We start from the raw sequence: 17,796 nt of genomic DNA, 5'->3' as shown, positions 1-17,796 counted from the left end.
GTTCTTCTTTGCGAGTCCGGCCACGTCGAAAAGCAGGACGGGAAGACTGTTGCTGCGCTGTGTTTGCGGCCACACTGCGGAGCTATGGTCGCTCGAAAGGCAGAGACGGTTGCGCTCGAATGCGTTTTCGATGTCCGCAGCCGTTTGCAGGCGGCAGGGCTTAGGCCTTTGCTGTTCGGCGGCTGGGCAGCAGAGGCTTTGGGTCTCGCCCCGCCGCTCGCTCATGGCGATATCGATCTGCTGCTTCCAGCCGAGTCCTTTTGCCGCCTCGATGCAATGCTTGCCGACGCAGGAGACCTGCAGGAGGTGCCGGGTAAGCGGTTTCACCATAAACGCGCCTTTCTGGTCCGCGGAACGCTGGTTGAGCTGGTCTTGGTCCGGCGCGAGGGTGATGAGGTCTGTACGTGGTTCTGGGGCGACCGCCGCTTTCGGTGGGGCGTACCACTATCGCAGACCGGCCATCTCGAGGGTTGGCCGGTGCCGTGTGTCTCCGCTGACAACCTGCGCCGCTTCCACGCGGCCTATCGCTCCACCGAGCCCTGGCGTTGGCGAGACTCGGCATCGCTGGTTTCGCTTTCGCGCCGCCGGCAGGGCCGCGGACGGGAGCTGCCTCCCGAAGGCATCGCTTCCTGAATGTGCAGCGATCCGCACAGGGCGGCGTTTGTCGAAGTCATTTCCCAAAGCCCGCTTCTGGCTCCGGTGCTTGCCCGCTGGGTCAGCGTCAAGCTGCCCGACGCCTGGCTGGTCGCCGGCGCCCTTGCGCAGACGGTCTGGAACCGGTTGCTCGGCTTTCCGCCGGAAACCGGTATCGCGGACATAGACCTGGTCTATCACGACGCAACCGACCTTTCCGAAGCGGCCGAGACCAGCCATGCGCAGCGGATCGGGGCGCTTTTCCGTGATCTTCCCCTGCGTTTCGACGTGAAGAACGAGGCGCGCGTGCATCTCTGGTATGCGGAGAAGTTCGGCTATCCGATCGAACCGTATCCTTCGAGCGAAGCAGCGATTGCGAGCTTTCCGACGACAGCCACGGCGGTCGGGCTGCGGCCCGGGCAGGCGGGTTACGACGTTGCTGCGCCTTTCGGCCTGGACGACCTGATGTCGCTGACTGTGCGCCCGAACAAGCGTCAGATCACGGAAGCGATCTACCATGCCAAGGTTGCGCGCTGGCGGCAGATCTGGCCCCAACTCACGGTGCTCCCTTGGGAGGGAACGCCTGCGCCGCAGGCGGGCAATCACCCGGACCAGAAGTAGCGCACGAGGTGAAAGAAGATCGGCGCGGCGAAGACCAGGGAATCGAGCCGGTCGAGCACGCCGCCGTGGCCTTCGATCATCCAGCCCCAGTCCTTCACGCCGCGGTCGCGTTTGATAGCCGACATGACCAGGCCGCCGACGAAGCCCATGACGGTGACGGCGAAGGCGAGCGCCGCCGCCTCCCAGGGTTGGAAGGGGGTGATCCACCACAGCGCCGCGCCGAGCAGGGTTGCGCTTAGAACGCCGCCGGCCATGCCTTCCACGGTTTTGCCGGGGGAGACCGCGGGGGCGATCCGGCGCCGTCCGATCAGCTTGCCCCAGACGTACTGCAGCACGTCGCTCATCTGCACGACGAGGACGAGAAAGGCGATCAGCAGCAGCTGGCGCCCCTCGAAGCCGGCGATCTCCAGGGTCATCAGGGCGGGGACGTAGGACAGGCAGTAGACGCAGAGCATCAGGCCCCACTGGGTTTCGCTGATACGCTCCAGGAAACGGTGGGTGTCGCCGCGCAGCACGGCGATGACGGGCACCAGAAGAAAGGCATAGACCGGAATGAAGATCGCATAGAGGCCGTACCAGCCGATGGCGATCAGGATGTACTGCGCCGGCAGCGCCAGGAAGAAGGCCGCCAGCAGGGCCCAGTGGTCGCCGCGTCTTGTGTGGGTGAGGGTGAGAAACTCCCGCAGGGCCGCGAGGGAGAGCAGCGCGAAGAGCAGGATGACGCCGGTTCCGCCGAAGAGAAAAGCAAGACCCAGCAAGGCCACCATCGCCCACCAGGCATCGATCCGGGCGTTGAGGTTTTCGATGCCGGGCGAGTTCCGGGCGGGCGCTCCGCCGCTGACCAGGCGCAGGCGCAGCAGCCGGGCGATCACAGTGGCCACGACGAGCAGGGCGGCGACGCCGCCGAAGAGCAGCAGGATCTGGCTGTCCGCGGTCATGACGGCACTCCTTCGGTTGCGGCAGGCGCGAGGGCGCGCAAAGCGGCCTGCGCCCGTTGGAGGAAAGCCTCCTTGCTTTCTTCCGCCAGCAGTTTCAGCGGCGTGCCGAAGGTGACACTGCAGAGCAGCGGCACCGGCAGCACTTCGCCCTTGGGCAGCACGCGGTTGAGGTTGGCCAGCCAGACCGGCACCAGCTCGACCTTCGGATAGCGGCGCGCCAGGCGGTAGAGCCCGCTCTTGAAGGGCAGCAGCCCCGCATCGCCGGTGTTGCGCGTGCCCTCGGGGAAGAGGATCAGGGACCGGCCTTGCCCAAGCGCCCGGGCCATGGGCTCGATGGGGTCGGGGCCGCAGGCGCGGCGATTGCGGTCGACCAGCACGGCGTCGAAGACGTCATGGGCGATGAAGCGCCGCAGCCCCCCGGCCTGCCAGTAGTCGGCGCCGGCAACCGGCCGTGCCGCCCTGCGCAGGGCCGGCGGCAGCGCGGTCCAGATCAGGACGAAGTCGCCGTGGCTGGCGTGGTTGGCGAAGTAGATGCGTTGTGTCGGCAGCGGCGCACAACCGGCCCAGCGCGCCTGCACCGCCGTTACCAGACGGGTGATCAGGGCGATGATCCTGGCGCAAAGGGGGGCGCAGAGGGGCGCGCAAAGCCGGACGATAAAGCGTTTCATGATCGGCTGCCGGCGTCACGCGCCTGCCGGCGCCTTGCGCGCCAAAGACACCGTGAAGATGCCCCAGGGATCGGTTCGCTGCGCAACCTTCTGGAAGCCGGCCGCCGCGACCAGTTGGTCCATCTCGGCCTGGCTGCGGCGCCGCATGACCCAGGCGCGGCCCTGGCGGTGGCTGGTCAGCGCACGGGCGATGAAGGCGAGCTGCGGGTGCCAGGGCTGGTTGGTGTAGACCAGATAGCCGCCCGGACGCAGCGCCGCCGCAAGACCGTCGAGCGAGCGGCGCACCAGGTGGTTTTCGGGGAAGAGTTCATAGAGTCCGGAAACCACGGCGACGCTGGGCCGCGGCGCGACCCGCGCCAGGCCTTCCCGGTCGAAGGCGTCGCCCTGCTCGAAGGCGGCGATCCCGGTCAGCTTCTTTTGTGCGATCAGCGCGCCTCCCTCGGCGATGTTGCGGTCGCTGAAGTCGCGCAGCAGTACGCTCCGCGGGCGCTGACCCGTCGCCTCGATGGCTTCCAGCACATAGCGGCCGTGCCCGGCGGCGATGTCCAGGACGTGGAGCGGCAGGCCCGCCTCGCGGCTGCGCTCCATCGCCGTGGTCAGCAGTGCCTTGAGGTTGCTCTTGCGCTGGCGGATGCCTTTCCAGCCGACGGCATCGAGGTAGAGGCGGTCAATCAGCCGGCCCAGAAAGCCACGGCCGCTGGGTCGGTTGCGATAGACGTAGTCGAGCATGCTGCCGGAATCGAAACCGGTCTCGCGCCCGATCTTCAGGCCATCCGACAGCCGGGCACCGGCTCTGAGCGCCATTCGAACCATGCGCCAGTAGAGTCCCTGTGGAGAGTACAGGGGGAGCGGGCGGGCCAGGCGGTCCGCTTCCTTCTTGAAGGCCCCGCGCCGGTCGGCGTCCAGAAGGCAGGGCTGAGCGGGTGGGACATCGAAGCAGCCGAGGATGAAGCGCCGCGCCTTGTCGATGGCGACGCGCCGCTCCTCTTCGCCGAAGGTGTCGTGGAAGAAGCCGTCCAGGACATGGATCTTCTTGCGCAGCGTCCCCAGGCGCGCAAAGAAGCGCTCCTGCGGCCCCCTGCGCACGACCCAGTCGGCGCCGGAGATCAGAAGCTGAGTCGGCACGGTGATGGCTGCCGCGTCCTCGACCACCCGGACCCCGAGGTCGTGCAGGCCCAGCAGCAGGCCGACGGAGATCGCCCGCGAGATCAGCGGGTCGCTTTCGTAGCTCGCGATCCGCGCGGCATCATGGGTCAGCAGCCGCGCCTTCACATAGCTGTTGACGAAGAAGTCTCCGCGCAGTCTCTGCGCCAGCCGCAGGCCGGTCAGGGCAAAGGGAACATAGAGTTTCACTTCGAAGGCCGGGGCGGCGAGCACCATGGCGCGGATCGGCGGGGCGTAGTCGTGCACCCAGGCCGCGGCCAGGGTCGCGCCGATGCTCTGGCCGACGATGACGATGTCTTCGACCGCAACCCCGTACGTCTCGGTCAGATGAGCGATGAAGCTGTGCAGGTCGCGGACAGCCGTGGTCGCGCTGGGACTGTAGCCGCGCGGCCCCGGCGATTCTCCGTGACCGCGCGCATCCCAGGCGAAGACCGCGAAGTCCGGCAGGTCGAGCTCCTGCGCCAGATGCGCCATGCGCCCGGAATGCTCATGGCCACGGTGCAGCAGCACCACGGCGCCACGGCGCCGGGTTTCCGCCGGCCAGTGGCGATAGCACAACTCGGTGCCGTCTTCGGTGGTGAAGGTCCGCTTCTCGGCCTGTCTCTCGGTCATGCCGGACTCCCTTTCGGTTCGACGGATGGGCGAAGGGCTTGTGGAGGTCATCGCTCGCCGCCTCGCGTGCTCAACTCGGCAAGGCCGGCGCGCACGCGACGGACCACCGTCAGGCCCAGCAGCAGCGCCAGGGCGGGCATCAGCCAGGCCAGCCAGAACGGCAGCGCCGGCAGCAGGCCGGCGGCGAGGCCGAGCGCGCCGAACACCAGCGCCCGGTCGCTCTTGCCCAGCGGACCTTCATAGCGGCGTGCCGCCCCAACCAGCGGCCCAAGCGCGCCGGCGAACTCGCTGAGCGCGGCCAGAAAGACGACCAGGGCGACGGTCAGCGGATCGAAGGGCGCCAGCAGCGCGAAGGGCAGGATCAGGGCCGCGTCGGAGACGACGTCGGCCAGCTCGTTCAGGTAGGCGCCCAGCGGCGTCTGCTGGCCGAAGTCCCGCGCCAGCATGCCGTCGAGGGCGTTCATGGCCATGCGCAGCGCCAGCCACAGCGGGATCAGCAGAAAAACCTCCTGCGCGCCCGGGGCGAAGGCGACGGTGCCGCCCACCAGGGCGCCGGTCACAAGCGATCCCAGCGCAGCGGCCAGGGTGACCTGGTTGGCGGTGAAGCCGGCGGCCGCCAGGCGCGCGGCCAGGGGCCGCAGGAGCGCCTGAAACCGCGGCTTGAGGGCATAGAGCGTCATGGTCATCCCCTGCTGTCCAGTAAAATGAACAGTGTTCAATTATGGCATATAAGGGTTCCTGAACAATGTTCAATATCTTTCTTCCCTGGACGCCGCAGACCCGGAGAATGCGCTTTCGCAGTGCATTCCGCGTCGGATGCGGCTAAGCCAGGGTTATGCAGAAGATCCTGGTCAGCGCCTGTCTGCTGGGGCGCCCGGTGCGCTATGACGGTGGCAGCAAGCGCCTGGACGACACCCTTTTGGATGCCTGGAAGGCCGAAGGCCGGCTGGTGCCGGTCTGCCCGGAGGTGATGGCCGGCCTGCCCACGCCCCGCCCGCCGGCGGAGATCGAAGCGGGCGCCGGCGGCGCCGCGGTGCTGGACGGCAGGGCGCGCATCCGCGACGACGCGGGCGGCGACGTGACCGCGGCCTTTCGCGCCGGCGCCGAGGCGGCGCTGGCCGCGGCGCGGGATGCCGGTTGCCGCTATGCCCTGCTGACCGACGGCAGCCCGTCCTGCGGCGCTACCTTCATCTACGGCGGGGCCTTCGACGGACGCCGGGTGGGCGGCCAGGGGGTCGTCACCGCGCTTCTGGAGACACAGGGGATTCGGGTCTTCGCCGAACACCAGATCGCCGACCTTGCGCACGCGCTTGCCGAGGATGGTTCGGCCCCGACTGAACAGGCCCGACCGAATAGGACAACCCTGCGTCCTTAACTTCGCTGCCCGGTGAAGCCATGTGAAGCCATGTGAGGAAAGGCGCGCCGGCTGCCGCGCTCAACCGCGATCCAGGGAGGCCCCGATGCCGCGAAAGAGCGACTCGTTCACGAAACTCTTGGAGGACCCGGAAGGCACGCGCCTTCCCATCAAGCTGGACTCCACCTCCAACGGTGAGTTCGTGCCGGTCCCGCTGGACCCGGTGAACCGCCGCGCCAACCGCCTGGCGATAGAGCGGGCCGGCGAGAACGCCAGACGCCGCGGCGTCTCGCGCCGTTCCTTCCTGGTCTCCTCCTGCGGGGCCGCCAGCACGCTGCTGGCCTTCAACGCCGCCAATGCGGAGGCCGGACGGACTGGCGGTTTCTTCGACCTGGACCAGACGGCGGCGCTGGACCCGGAGATCGCGGCCGAACGCCTCGACGGCCGCGAGTTCGTCTTCGACGTTCAGGGCCACTTCGTCGGCGCCAACGGCATCGGCCGCACCGGCCTGGGGAACTCCGAGCAGTTCATCAAGGACATCTTCCTCGATTCCGACACCGACATGATGGTGCTCTCCTTCATTCCCTCGCGAAGGGAACGGGAGTTGCTGACCATCCAGGAGGCGGACGAGACCCGGCGCATCATCGATGCCATGGACGGCACCAAGCGCCTGCTGATTCACGGCCGCGCCAATCCCAACCAGCCGGGCGACCTGGAGGGCATGGACGAACTGGCGGAGACCTGGGGCGTGGTGGCCTGGAAGTGCTACACCCAGTGGGGCCCCGACGGGCGCGGCTTCTTCCTGCACGAGGACCAGGGCCTCGCCATGATCGAGAAGGCGCGCGCGCTGGGCGTGAAGAACATCTGCATCCACAAGGGCCTGCCCTTCGGGCGCCAGTCCTACGAGCACTCCATTGCCAGCGACGTCGGCATCGTCGCGCGCATGTACCCGGACGTGAACTTCCTCGTCTATCACTCCGGCTTCATCAGCGGACAGAAGGAGGGCCCCTACGACCCGGCGCGCGGCGAGGGCGTGGACGCGCTGATCCGCTCGGTGGAGGACAACGGCATCGGACTGAACGCCAACGTCTATGCCGAGCTGGGCAGCACCTGGCGTTTCGCCATGCGCGACCCCGACAGCGCCGCCCATATCGTCGGCAAGCTGGTGAAGCACATCGGCGAAGACAACGTGCTCTACGGCTCCGACTGCATCTGGTACGGCTCGCCGCAGGATCAGATCCAGGCGCTGCGCAGCTTCCAGATCTCGGAGGAGCTGCAGGAACGCCACGGCTACCCGAAGATCACCGATCGCCTGCGCGCCAAGATCTTCGGTCTCAATGCGGCGCGGCCCTATAGCATCGACGTGGAGGAGGTGCTGCAGCGCGCCCGCGACGACCGGGTGCAGCGCCGCCGCGCCGCCTACCGGGAGGCGCCCGACCCCCACTTCCTCACCTTCGGCCCGAAGACCCGGCGCGCGTTCCTGGCCAACCTGAAAGCGCGTGGCGGTTCGCCGGTCTGACGTTTCGTAGCGCGGCTCTGACCGCGCCGCCGGTTCCTAGGGCCGCCGCTTTGCGTCTCTGTGATACAGTGGTGCAAGGCTTCATTCACGGCTGAGGATGCTCATGACCGCGCGTTTCACCCACATCACCTTCACCGTCAGCAACTTCGAGCGCTCCATCGACTTCTACCGCGACGTCTGCGGCGTGGATGTCGTGCGCGACCGGCGCCTTGAGCAGGGGACCAGCGTATGGCTCGGCCCACAGACGCCGGCCGACCACTTGCCGCCCTACGTCTTCGTCCTGGTCGAGGGTGCGGTGGAGAACCGCCTCGATCATCTCGCCTTCCAGTGCGACAGCCGCGACGAGGTCGACGCGAAGGCCGACCTCGGCCGCCGCCTGGGCGTTCTGGCCCAGGACAGCCGGGACGACGGCGGCTCCGTCGGCTATCACTGCAAGCTGAGCGACCCCGACGGCCACCTCGTCGAGTTCACCCACGGCCAGCCGATCCAGGGGATCTAGGGTTTTCCGGGGTCGCCCGCACCGGCCCGCTCCCCCTCCCGGCCACCCAGCGCCAGTATCCTATGGGTGGCCGGGAGGGGGAGCGGGCTGGAACCGCGTGGACGCAAGTCCAACAGGCGTCAGCCTTCGCCGAGCTGTTCCGTCACCAGGGCGCCGAGGCTTTCGACCGCTGCCTCGATGCGCGGCGTCCAGTCGTGGCCGCAACTCAGCCGCAGGCAGTTGCCGTATCGGCCGCTGGCTGAGAAAGCATCGCCTGGCGCGAAGCAGATTCCGTCTTCCAGGGCGCGCCTGAAGAGGCGCCGGCTGTCGAAGCCCTCGGGCAGTTCCAGCCACAGCACGAAGCCGCCGGCCGGACGGCTGACCCGGGTCGAGCGCGGGAAGCTGCGGTCGATGCTGCGCACCATGCGGTCGATGTGATCGGGAAAGACCCGGCGCAGACGGCGCAGGTGGTTGTCATAGCCGCCGGTGGCCAGGAACTCGGCCAGGGCGGCCTGGGGCAGGGCGGGCCCGCAGAGCGTGGTGGCGAACTTGCCTTCGAGGACCCGCTGCATGTGGTGGCGCGTGGCGACCCAGCCGACGCGGTACCCCGGCGCCAGGGTCTTGGAGAAGGAACTGCAGTAGAGGATGTCGGCCTCCGGCATGAAGGCGGAGAAGGGCTGCGGGCGCTCCTTGCCGAAGTAGATGTCGCCGTAGATGTCGTCCTCGATCAGCGGCACCTTGTGGCGCGTCAGCAGCTTGAGGATCGCCTGCTTCTTTTCGGCGCTGACGGCAAAGCCCAAGGGGTTGTTGAAGTTGGACGAGAACAGGCAGACGCTGATGCGTTTCGACTTCAGCGCCTTGTCCAAGGCCGCGAGTTCGATGCCCTCCGTCGCATCGGTGGGCAGTTCCAGCGCCTTCAGCCCCAGCGCCTCCAGCACCTGCAGGATGCCGAAGTAGGTCGGCGATTCGATGGCGACGGTGTCGCCGCGCCGGGTGACTGCGCGCAGGGCCAGGGACAGCGCCTCGGTGCAGCCGCAGGTGACGGCGATGTCCTGCGGCGCCAGGACCTGGCCCCACTGCAGCCCGCGCCGCGCGATCTCCGTGCGCAGGTTCGCATCGCCGCGCGGCTCGGTGTAGATGTTGTAGTCGGTACCCTGGGCGCGGGCGGCCCTGGCCAGAAAGCGGTCGAGGCGGCTGGCGGCCAGCAGGTCGGCGCTGGGAATGGCGCAGCCCAGGGGCACGAGGTCGGGGTTGGCGGCATGTTCCAGAAGTTCGAGGACACCGCTGCCGACGGCCACCGGCGCGGCCTTGGCCGGGGGCTTTGAGACCGCAGGCGTCCGCAGGGACACCTTGCTGCCGCTTGCAACGTAGAAGCCGGACTTGGGCCGCGCCTCCAGGACGCCGCGATCCTCCAGCAGGCGGTAGGCCTGCAGGGCGGTGGACATGCTGGCGCGGTTCTGGGCCGCCAGGCGGCGCAGCGAGGGTGCGCGCATGCCCGGCCGCAGGGTGCCGTTGTCCACCAGGGTGACGATGGTCTCCGCCAGCGCTTCGTAGCGGTGGAGCGGGGCCGGGTCGGTCGCGGTATCGGACATAGTGCAGCCCGGTCCTTTCGGCACGGCGTGGGCCCGGCCTGCGCGCAGGCCGGTACAGATGGCCCACAGTCTATCTGTACTGGTTACAATTGTCCAAATCTGTATCTGTTATGGCTTGCCCTTTTGGGTCATGGTCCGGGTTCCGCAAAACCGCCTTGCCGGAAAGGACCCGCCATGAGCCGGACCCTGAACCGTTTTCCCCGGAACGACATCATGTCCCTGACAGCGGGGGCGCCGCGCTATGATCTGGCCGAGAGTATCGGCCCGGATCTGAGGCTGCGGGCGCTTTTGCACGGTGGCGACGCCACCCCGGCCCCGGAAGGCCCCGGGGAGGGCCTGGAGGGCCTTGGCGGTCTTGCCCTCAGCTACGGCACCACGGCCGGCGATCCGGCGCTGCGCCGGGCGATCGCTGCGGCACACGGCGCCGCAGCGGACGACGTGGTGGTCACCGTCGGCGGCATGCATGCCCTCTTCCTGCTGGCTTTCATCCTCTGTCGGCCGGGCGATGAAGCGGTCACCACAAGCCCGCTGTTCCCCAATGCGATGAATGCGCTGACCGCCGTGGGCGCCGATGTCAAAACGCTGCCGGTATCCTTCGATGACGGCTACCGCCTCGATCTCGCTGCGCTGCGCAGCCTGCTTTCGCCGCGCACCAAGCTTGTGTGTCTGGCGACGCCGCAGAACCCCTCCGGCGTTGCGATCCCGCCGGGAACGGTCCAGCGGATCCTGACGATGATGGCGGCGATCTGTCCCGAGGCCTATCTGCTTGCAGACGAGACCTACCGCCAGGCGGTCTACGGCGACGAGGAGGCCGCGCCCAGCATGCTCTCGCTGAGCCCCAGAGTGGTTTCCTGCGCATCGCTGTCCAAATGCCACGGCGCCCCGGGCCTGCGCCTTGGCTGGGCCATCACCCGCGACCCGGCGCTGCGCGAGCAGTTGATCCTCGGCAAGTTCAACACGGTGATTGCCTGCTCCCGCGCGGACGAGGCGCTGGCGCTGCGGGTCTTCAAGCGCGAGGCGGAGATCGTCGGCGAGCGGCGCCGGCGGCTTTCCGAGGGCCTGGCGCGCACCGCCGAATGGGTCCAGGCGAACGGCGATCTTCTCGACTGGGTCTGCCCGGACGCCGGCGCGCTCTGCTGCCTGCGCCTCAAGCCGGCAGCCTTTGATGACGCTGCCGTGGCACGCTTTTATGATGCCATGGCGCGCCACGACGTGCGGGTGGCCAACGGCACCTGGTTCGGGGACGAAGCGCGGGTCTTCCGGCTCGGCTTCGGCCTTCTGGAGATGGACGATCTCGACGAAGGGCTTCGGGCGCTGTCCGCCTGCCTGGCGCTGGCACAGAAGAAGGCGGCCTAAAACCGCAAGGGAGCGTCACCATGGACCCTGAAGCCTTTTCCCGGCTGCTCGACCGGGCGCGGGATCACGCGGGGGACTATCTGCGGACTGTCCGCGACCGGCGGGTCTATCCGGACGCAGCGGCCCTGGCCGGGCTGCAGGCCTTCGACGGCCCGCTGCCCCAGAAGGGTCTCGATCCCCGTGAGATGCTGGACCTGCTGCACCGCCATGGGGCCCCGGCCGCCGTGGCGACCGGCGGCGGGCGCTACTTCGGCTTCGTCAATGGCGGCCTCCATCCGCCGGCGCTGGCGGCGCGCTGGCTGGCCGATGCCTGGGATCAGAACGCGGCGCTCTATGTGATGTCGCCCGTCGCCGCCAAGCTGGAGGCGGTCTGCGAGCGCTGGTTGGTTGAGTTGCTCGATCTGCCGGAGGGCACCGCCGCCGGACTGGTCGGCGGCACCTCCACTTCGCTGGTCTGCGGCTTCGCTGCCGCCCGCAACAGTCTGCTAGAGCGCCAGGGCTGGGACGTGACCGCCAAGGGTCTCTTCGGTGCGCCGGAGATCACCGTGGTGCTGGGCGCCGAAGCCCATGGCGCGGTCTATCGGGCTCTCGCGCTGCTCGGTCTCGGCCGGGAGCGGGTGGTGACGGTGCCCTGCGACGACCAGGGACGCATGCGGGTCGAGAAGTTGCCGCCGCTCGATGACAAAACCCTGCTGATTCTGGCTGCAGGCAATGTGAACAGCGGCGCCTTCGATCCCTTCACGCTGCTCTGCGAGCGCGCGAAGGCTGCCGGGGCCTGGGTGCATGTGGACGGCGCTTTCGGCCTCTGGGCCGCGGCGGCGCCGTCGACCCGCGCGCTCTGCGACGGCATGGCGTTTGCCGATTCGTGGTCGGTGGATGCCCACAAGACCCTGAACGTGCCCTACGACAGCGGCATCGTGCTCTGCCGCGACCGCCAGGCGCTGGCGGGCGCGCTGCAGGCGAGCGGCGCCTATCTGGAGTGGAGCGACGAGCGCGACTCCCGGCGCGACTCCATGCTCTTTACGCCCGACATGTCGCGCCGCGCGCGCGGCATCGATCTTTGGGCGACGCTGGCGACCCTGGGCCGCGACGGCGTCGCGGATCTGATCGAACAGCTCTGCGCCGGCGCGCGCCGGATCGCCGGCCTGCTGCATGACGAGGGATTCCAGGTTCTGAACGATGTGGTCTTCAATCAGGTTCTCGTGGCCTGTGACAGCGCGGAGCACACCGAGGCCACCTTGCAGGCCCTGCAGCGTTCCGGTGAGATCTGGTGCGGCGGGTCTCAGTGGGAGTGGCGGGGGCAGCGTCAACCCGTGATCCGCATCTCGGTCTGCGGCGCGGAAACCACGCGCGACGATCTGGCCCGCGCCGTGGCGGCCTTCGTGCAGGCGCGCCAGGCGGCCTGCGGCCTACCGGCCTAGCGCCGCCACGCTCCTTTTGTCGCCCGCCACAACCCTCTACCCCAGGATGCTCAAGCCATGCACATCGGACTGATCGGCGGTATCGGCCCCGCCGCCACCGACTACTACTACCGACGGCTGATCCGGACCTTTGCCAATAGGCCGGAAGCCCTGGACCTGACGATCGCCCATGCGGATTCTCCGACCCTGCTGGCCCATCTGGCCGAGGGCAGGGCGGCCGAGCAGGCCGCGATCTTCGAGCGGCTGACCCGGCGGCTGAAGGCGGCGGGGGCGGAGGCTGTCGCGGTTACCTCCATCGCCGGGCACTTCTGCATCGACGCCTTCCGCCAGGTCTCGCCCCTGCCGGTCATCGACCTGCTGTCCTCGGTTGCCAGGAACCTCGATGAAGCGGGATACCGCAGCGTCGGTGTCCTGGGCACGAAAGGGGCCATGGCCTCCGCCCTGTACGGGCGTCTGAAAGGCATCGACGTCGTGGCGCCCGCCGGCGCGGCGCTCGATCAGGTTCATCAGGCTTACGTGGACATGGCGGTCAGCGGCGTGGCGACTGAAGCGCAGCGTGAGGTCTTCTTCGACAGCGGGCGCCGGCTTGCCGAGGACGCGGGGGCAGAGGCGGTCTTGCTCGGCGGCACCGACCTCTTCCTCGCCTTCGACGGCCACGACCCCGGCTTCAAGGCGATCGACTGCGCGCTCCTGCACATCGACGATATCGCCGAAGAGGCGGCCCGCTGAAAGCCTTTCAAGGATCGACACGGTGCCGCTTCGGCCGCTGGTTGGACCAGCCCGTTGATCCGTATCATGGTGCCGGTGACAGGTCCTATGCCAGACTGCCCGCAGGTTTCACGGATCGCGGGCGAGGCATGGCATGGACAAAGCGCTCGAGGCAAAGATCAGAAACATCCTGGAACAAGCGAAGGACATGACCATCGCGACCATACGCGAGGATGGCTTTCCCCAGGCCACCACGGTCACCTTTGTGAACGACGGTCTGACGCTCTACTTCGCTTGTGAGGCGGACGCCCAGAAGGCCGCCAACATCGCGCGCAACGACAAGGTGTCGGTCGCCGTCAACACCGACTACGACGATTGGAGCGATATCCGCGGCCTCTCCATGGGGGCCCTGGCGGAGCGTGTCACCGATGCCGCGGAAGCGCAGAAGGTGGAGGGGCTGATGGTCGCCAAGTATCCGCAGGTGGCCGACTTCCCGCCGGAAGAAACGGACGCCTTCACGCTCATTCGGGTGATGCCGAAAGTGATTTCGGTGCTCGACTATTCAAAAGGTTTCGGCCACGCGGAGCTGGTGACGCTCTAGCCGGAAAGCGGCCTGCGCAACGGGCCGCGGTGCGGCGCGCTGATCATTCCATCAGCCGCCTTTTCGTTTCCTGCGCCTGCAGCGAAACCCACCACAGGAAACCGGCGCCGAGGAAGAAGACTCCCAGAGCGGCGAGGAAAAGGCAGACGAACAAGGCGGGGGACATGCCCATTGCGAGCTCCATTGACGGGGTTTGCACCGGGCCATAGCAGTCCCCGCCGCCTGTGGTCCTTGAGGTCGATCAAGGACGGTCTATCGGATCCTGCAAACGCGCGCCGTTGAAGGCCGAATGGTACCAGGCCGCGATGTATCGGGCGGACACCAGCCAGTCGCGCGCCAGCATGTAGCAGTGCGGCGCGTCGGGCAGTTCGGTGAAGCTGAAGCCGAAAAAGTCGGCGACGGCGCGATCCTGTCCGGGCGGATGGGTGCGCGGGCTGTCCCGTCCTGCGGCCAGGCAGAAGCCCGGCACGGCAATGTGCCGGGGATCGATGGGAACCCGCAGGCGATAGCGGTCGTTCATCAGCGCCGGGCTTTCCGGGCACAGCCTTGCGTGAAAGCGGCTGACGTCCCGTGGTGCGGTCTCGTCGAGGTAGCGGGCCTGCGCGGCGGCGAGCGGGGGCACCGGCAGAGGCGCACCCTCGGCGACACTGTCCACCAGCGCCGCCGCCGGCAGGTTGCCCGGCGGTGACGGCGCCAGCAGGCCGAGGCCGGCGGTGGTCTGCCGCATGGCGGCAAAGGCCACGACCAGGGCGCCGGCGCTGTGGCCGACCGGGACGACCCGGGGGCCGAGCAGGGCGCAGGCGGCGGCGACGTCTTCCGCCATCTCGGCGACACCCTGCCGGCAGAAGGCGTCGTTCTGAGGAAGCCCGCCGTGACCGCGCAGATCCAGCGCCGCCGCCGGAACGCCGAAGGCATCGAAGAAAGCGAGATAGGCGGCAAAGCACCAGGCCCCGTGATGGGCACCGTGGACGAACAGGAGCGCCGGGCGGTCGGTGGCGTCCGTCGCGGCGCGGCCCAGGGCATGGCCGAGGTGCAGCCGTCCCTGCCCTGCGGCCTGATGCGGCAGCCTGTCGAGGTAGCCGAAGTCCAGGGGGTCGATGGCGTCGATCTGCGGCTTGTCCGCGTCCGGCGCGAAGGGCTCGACCTGACTCATACTGGCCCTCTCATGTGGGCCGTCTCAGGGCCCGCCAGTCCGCGTTGCCTGCCAGGGCGACGCCCAGCGGAAGCGCCGCCAGCAGGTTGATCTGCAGGTCGGGCCACAGAAGCAGGGCGCCGCCGGCAAGCAGCAGGCCTCTTTGAAGCAGACCGAGCGGGCGCAGCAGGTAACCGGCAAAGGCCGCGGAGATCAGCACCGTTGCCAGGGCGCAGAGCGCGATCGCAACGGCCACGATGGTCCAGTCCGCCTGCAGCAGCAGTTCGGGCCGGAAGATGAAGAGAAAGGGCAGCAGGTATTTGATGGCGGCGAAGCGGACGGTGTGCAGGGCGGTCGCCAGCCAGGGCGCGTTCGCCAGCCCGGCCGCAACGAAGACCGCCGCGCAGACCGGCGGCGTGATCGCGGACAGCGTCGCGAAGTAGAAGATGAACATGTGGGACGACAGCTCGGGAATGCCGAGCTGGGTGAAGGCGGTGGCGATGACGGAGACCGCCAGGATGTAGGCCGCGGTCGTCGGCATGCCCATGCCGATCACGATGACCACCAGGCCGGCCAGCAGCAGCGCCGGCAGCAGGTGGCCGCCGGCGAGGCCGAGCACGCCGTCGGCGAACTTCACCCCGATGCCGACGAAGCCGATGATGCCGATGAGGATGCCCGCCGCCGCGCAGAGCGCGCCAAGCGTGACCAGGGGCTTCACCGCGTCGTCGAGGGCCTGCAGCAGCGCCCGCAGGCGTGCCTTCAGGTCCGCAAGGCTGCGTGCGGCGGCCAGATGCGCCGCCGCCAGCGTCAGGATCGCGGCGAAGATCGCCAGGTCGACGGAGAAACCCTGCAGCACCATGCCGATCAGCACGGCAAAGGGCAGCAGCAGCGGTCCCCAGGTCTCGAAGCGGCGGAAGCGCGCGGCCTCGGGCAGCTCCTCGGGCGGCAGGCGGCCGACGCCGACGCGCAGCGACTCGAAGTGCACGGAGGAGAGCACGCCGACGTAGAACAGGAAGGCCGGCACCAGGGCGATCAGCATCATGCGGCCGAGATCGATGCCCAGAAACTCGGCCATCAGGAACAGTCCTGCCCCCATCAGCGGCGGCGTGATCTGCCCGCCTGAAGACGCGGTCGCCTCGATACCGCCGGCCACGGCGGGCCGGTAGCCGAGGCGGATCATCATGGGGATGGTGAAGTTGCCGGTCATGGCGACGTTGGTGACCGAGGAGCCGGTCATGGAACCGACCATGGCCGAGGACATCACCGCGATCTTGGCCGGGCCGCCCCGCATCCGCCCGCCGAAGAGCTTGGCCAGGTCGATCATCGACTGGCCGGCGCCGGTGGACATCATCAGGCTGGAGAACAGCACGAAGAGGATCAGCAGGGTGACGAAGATGTCCATCACCTGGCCCCAAAGCCCGTCGGTGGACAGAAAGAGCATGTCCACCATCATGGAGGCGCTGACGCCGCCGTGGCCGATGCGCCCAGGCAGCAGGTGGCCGCTGAGCGCATAGGCCGCGAAGACCGCGGCCAGGATCGCGAAGGTCCAGCCGATGGTGCGTCGCGCGAGTTCCAGGACGCAGACGATCAGCGCCGCGCCGAGAACCAGCGCCTCGGTCTGGGGCAGCCCGGGGTTCAGCATGATGTCCCAGTAGTTCCAGGACACATAGCCGACTGCCGCCAGGACGGCGGCGAGCAGGGCCAGGTCGACGGTCCGCCGAAGCGCCGCCGGCAGCCGCGCCGTGCTCAAGGGGAAGGCAATCACCCCGAGCGCCGCAACCAAAGCCAGAACGCTGGCGCGCTGCTGGATGTTGGGGAACTGTCCGAACAGCACGGCGTAAAAGACCAGGCCGGTCAGACAGAGCATCAGCAAACGGGGCAGCAGGATCGGCATTGTGCTCTAAAGCGGTGTATTCCAAACCGGAAAAAAGCGCGAGAGGGGGGAAGGACCCTCTCGCGCTGCCGAGGCAGCTAGTTCATCTCAGGGGGAATGAGCCGCTCGGGAACCTGCAACCCGATCTCGCGGTAGAAGCGCACCGCACCGGCGTGGAGCGGATACTCGGAGACCTCCAGGGTCTGCCGGGCCAGGTCCACTTCGGCGATGGCCTTCAGCGCCGCGCGCTGCTGGTCCAGGCCCTCGTACATGCCCTTGGTGATGTCATAGGCCGTCGCTTCGTCCATGTCGGCCGTGGCGGCAAAGCCGATCCAGATGGCGTGCACGGTGTACTCCGGCGCGCCCTCCACCACGCCGGCAGGCATGGTGTAGAAGCCCATCCAGGGCAGGGCCTGCCGGATCGCTGCGATCTGATCCTCGGTATAGCCCACCGGCCAGAGCGGCGTCGTCAGGTTGAGCTCCGCCGTCGCGCTGTCGAGCCGCGGGCCGGTCGTCGCCTTCATCTGGCCCAGGCAGCGGCCGTTCTTGATGGCGTTGGCGGCGTCCTTGGGGTCGGACATGTAAAGCTCCGGCGCGACTTCCAGGGCGCGCAGGATCTTCATCATGTTCTTTTGGCCCGAGGATCCGTTCATCCCGGGATGAAAGCACTTGCCGGCGAAGCCGGCGATGTTGTCGATGCCGGAATCCTTCGTGGCCGTGATGTTCTGGATGGCCGGCAGGGTCCACCAGAGGACGCGGAACCCGTCGAAGCCGCTGGCCTCCGCATCGGCGATGAGATCCGGCGAGATGCCGCCGAAGTCCAGCTGGCCCTGCATCATCAGCGCCTGGTTCTTCGCGAATCCGCCGGAGGAAACCACGGTGACGTTGATGTCCTCGCTGGCCTTGCTGATCGAATTGGCGATGGCGGTGTAGTAGGGGTAGAAGCCCGAGGTGGTGGTCGAGCCGCCCATGTTGAGCTGGGTCTCGGCGCCGGCGGCCGATGCAAGGCCGAAAGCCGTGGCCACGACGGCGCCGCGCAAAACGGTCTGAAGTGTCATGTTTCTCCTCCCTTCCTTGCCCTGATCGCACACCCCCGGAGGCGCCCGTCAGAGGTTCTCCCCAAGAA

The 17,796-nt window shown here is 68.2% G+C and carries 18 protein-coding genes; 9 read left to right on the top strand and 9 right to left on the bottom strand.

The window, feature by feature from the left end:
- Positions 1–84 precede the first annotated feature (84 nt).
- Both ACO06P_RS13445 and ACO06P_RS13440 read left to right on the top strand, forming a co-directional pair.
- Positions 85–633 carry a nucleotidyltransferase domain-containing protein gene (locus tag ACO06P_RS13445; RefSeq protein WP_420345750.1) on the top strand — a complete coding sequence of 183 codons (549 nt, stop codon included), beginning with the start codon at positions 85–87 and terminating at the stop codon, positions 631–633.
- The gene (locus tag ACO06P_RS13440) at positions 634–1,254 is read left to right on the top strand and encodes a nucleotidyltransferase family protein (protein WP_420345749.1); all 621 of its coding nucleotides are present in this window, start codon (positions 634–636) and stop codon (positions 1,252–1,254) included. It begins immediately after the preceding gene.
- Here ACO06P_RS13440 and ACO06P_RS13435 read toward each other — a convergent pair.
- Genes ACO06P_RS13435 through ACO06P_RS13420 form a run of 4 tightly spaced genes read right to left on the bottom strand, consistent with a single transcriptional unit; the run spans position 1,236 to position 5,316 of the window.
- On the bottom strand, positions 1,236–2,192 hold the full coding sequence (locus ACO06P_RS13435) for a phosphatidate cytidylyltransferase (protein ID WP_420345748.1): 957 nt from the start codon (positions 2,190–2,192) through the stop codon (positions 1,236–1,238). The two genes, ACO06P_RS13440 and ACO06P_RS13435, sit on opposite strands and share 19 nt — an antisense overlap.
- The gene (locus ACO06P_RS13430) at positions 2,189–2,860 is read right to left on the bottom strand and encodes a lysophospholipid acyltransferase family protein (protein WP_420345747.1); all 672 of its coding nucleotides are present in this window, start codon (positions 2,858–2,860) and stop codon (positions 2,189–2,191) included. Before ACO06P_RS13430 ends, ACO06P_RS13435 begins: the two co-directional genes overlap by 4 nt.
- A 15-nt stretch (positions 2,861–2,875) precedes the next feature.
- Positions 2,876–4,636 (bottom strand): bifunctional alpha/beta hydrolase/class I SAM-dependent methyltransferase, encoded by a 1,761-nt coding sequence (locus tag ACO06P_RS13425; RefSeq protein WP_420345746.1) that lies wholly within the window; start codon positions 4,634–4,636, stop codon positions 2,876–2,878.
- Between the two features lie 47 nt (positions 4,637–4,683).
- Positions 4,684–5,316 (bottom strand): CDP-alcohol phosphatidyltransferase family protein, encoded by a 633-nt coding sequence (locus ACO06P_RS13420; RefSeq protein WP_420345745.1) that lies wholly within the window; start codon positions 5,314–5,316, stop codon positions 4,684–4,686.
- A 155-nt stretch (positions 5,317–5,471) separates the two neighbouring features.
- On the opposite strand from ACO06P_RS13420, the gene ACO06P_RS13415 reads away from it, so the two are divergent.
- The 3 genes from ACO06P_RS13415 to ACO06P_RS13405 all read left to right on the top strand — a co-directional run bounded on the left by ACO06P_RS13415 (position 5,472) and on the right by ACO06P_RS13405 (position 8,008).
- The gene (locus tag ACO06P_RS13415) at positions 5,472–6,011 is read left to right on the top strand and encodes a DUF523 domain-containing protein (RefSeq protein ID WP_420345744.1); all 540 of its coding nucleotides are present in this window, start codon (positions 5,472–5,474) and stop codon (positions 6,009–6,011) included.
- Positions 6,012–6,096: 85 nt separating this feature from the next.
- Complete coding sequence (locus ACO06P_RS13410) at positions 6,097–7,509, top strand: amidohydrolase family protein (protein WP_420345743.1); 1,413 nt, start codon at positions 6,097–6,099, stop codon at positions 7,507–7,509.
- Positions 7,510–7,612: 103 nt separating this feature from the next.
- A complete protein-coding gene (locus tag ACO06P_RS13405) occupies positions 7,613–8,008 on the top strand; it encodes a VOC family protein (RefSeq protein WP_420345742.1) in 396 nt (131 codons plus the stop codon).
- A 119-nt stretch (positions 8,009–8,127) separates the two neighbouring features.
- Here the strand turns inward: ACO06P_RS13405 and ACO06P_RS13400 are convergent, their stop codons facing one another.
- Positions 8,128–9,579: a PLP-dependent aminotransferase family protein gene (locus ACO06P_RS13400; protein ID WP_420345741.1), complete on the bottom strand. Its 1,452-nt coding sequence runs from the start codon at positions 9,577–9,579 to the stop codon at positions 8,128–8,130.
- 174 nt (positions 9,580–9,753) lie between these two features.
- Between ACO06P_RS13400 and ACO06P_RS13395 the strand changes: the two genes are divergently transcribed.
- The 4 genes from ACO06P_RS13395 to ACO06P_RS13380 all read left to right on the top strand — a co-directional run bounded on the left by ACO06P_RS13395 (position 9,754) and on the right by ACO06P_RS13380 (position 13,665).
- Positions 9,754–10,935: a pyridoxal phosphate-dependent aminotransferase gene (locus tag ACO06P_RS13395; protein WP_420345740.1), complete on the top strand. Its 1,182-nt coding sequence runs from the start codon at positions 9,754–9,756 to the stop codon at positions 10,933–10,935.
- Positions 10,936–10,955: 20 nt separating this feature from the next.
- Positions 10,956–12,356 carry a pyridoxal phosphate-dependent decarboxylase family protein gene (locus ACO06P_RS13390; RefSeq protein WP_420345739.1) on the top strand — a complete coding sequence of 467 codons (1,401 nt, stop codon included), beginning with the start codon at positions 10,956–10,958 and terminating at the stop codon, positions 12,354–12,356.
- Positions 12,357–12,413: 57 nt separating this feature from the next.
- Positions 12,414–13,085 carry an aspartate/glutamate racemase family protein gene (locus tag ACO06P_RS13385; RefSeq protein WP_420345738.1) on the top strand — a complete coding sequence of 224 codons (672 nt, stop codon included), beginning with the start codon at positions 12,414–12,416 and terminating at the stop codon, positions 13,083–13,085.
- Between the two features lie 133 nt (positions 13,086–13,218).
- On the top strand, positions 13,219–13,665 hold the full coding sequence (locus ACO06P_RS13380; protein WP_420345737.1) for a pyridoxamine 5'-phosphate oxidase family protein: 447 nt from the start codon (positions 13,219–13,221) through the stop codon (positions 13,663–13,665).
- A 43-nt stretch (positions 13,666–13,708) separates the two neighbouring features.
- On the opposite strand, the gene ACO06P_RS13375 is transcribed toward ACO06P_RS13380, so the two are convergent.
- From ACO06P_RS13375 to ACO06P_RS13360, 4 genes are all read right to left on the bottom strand, one after another.
- A complete protein-coding gene (locus ACO06P_RS13375) occupies positions 13,709–13,831 on the bottom strand; it encodes a hypothetical protein (protein ID WP_420345736.1) in 123 nt (40 codons plus the stop codon).
- Positions 13,832–13,906: 75 nt separating this feature from the next.
- Positions 13,907–14,818 (bottom strand): alpha/beta hydrolase, encoded by a 912-nt coding sequence (locus tag ACO06P_RS13370; protein ID WP_420345735.1) that lies wholly within the window; start codon positions 14,816–14,818, stop codon positions 13,907–13,909.
- A gap of 10 nt (positions 14,819–14,828) precedes the next feature.
- Positions 14,829–16,691: a TRAP transporter permease gene (locus ACO06P_RS13365; protein ID WP_420345734.1), complete on the bottom strand. Its 1,863-nt coding sequence runs from the start codon at positions 16,689–16,691 to the stop codon at positions 14,829–14,831.
- A 77-nt stretch (positions 16,692–16,768) separates the two neighbouring features.
- Positions 16,769–17,728, bottom strand: a complete 960-nt coding sequence (locus tag ACO06P_RS13360; protein ID WP_420345733.1) for a TAXI family TRAP transporter solute-binding subunit — start codon at positions 17,726–17,728, stop codon at positions 16,769–16,771.
- Positions 17,729–17,796 lie beyond the last annotated feature (68 nt).

It is taken from the genome of Pelagibius sp., from assembly GCF_965227505.1.
Taxonomy (GTDB): domain Bacteria; phylum Pseudomonadota; class Alphaproteobacteria; order Kiloniellales; family Kiloniellaceae; genus Pelagibius.
Note: the sequence above shows the minus strand (reverse complement) of the source record. Positions and strands in the feature narration are given on the sequence as shown.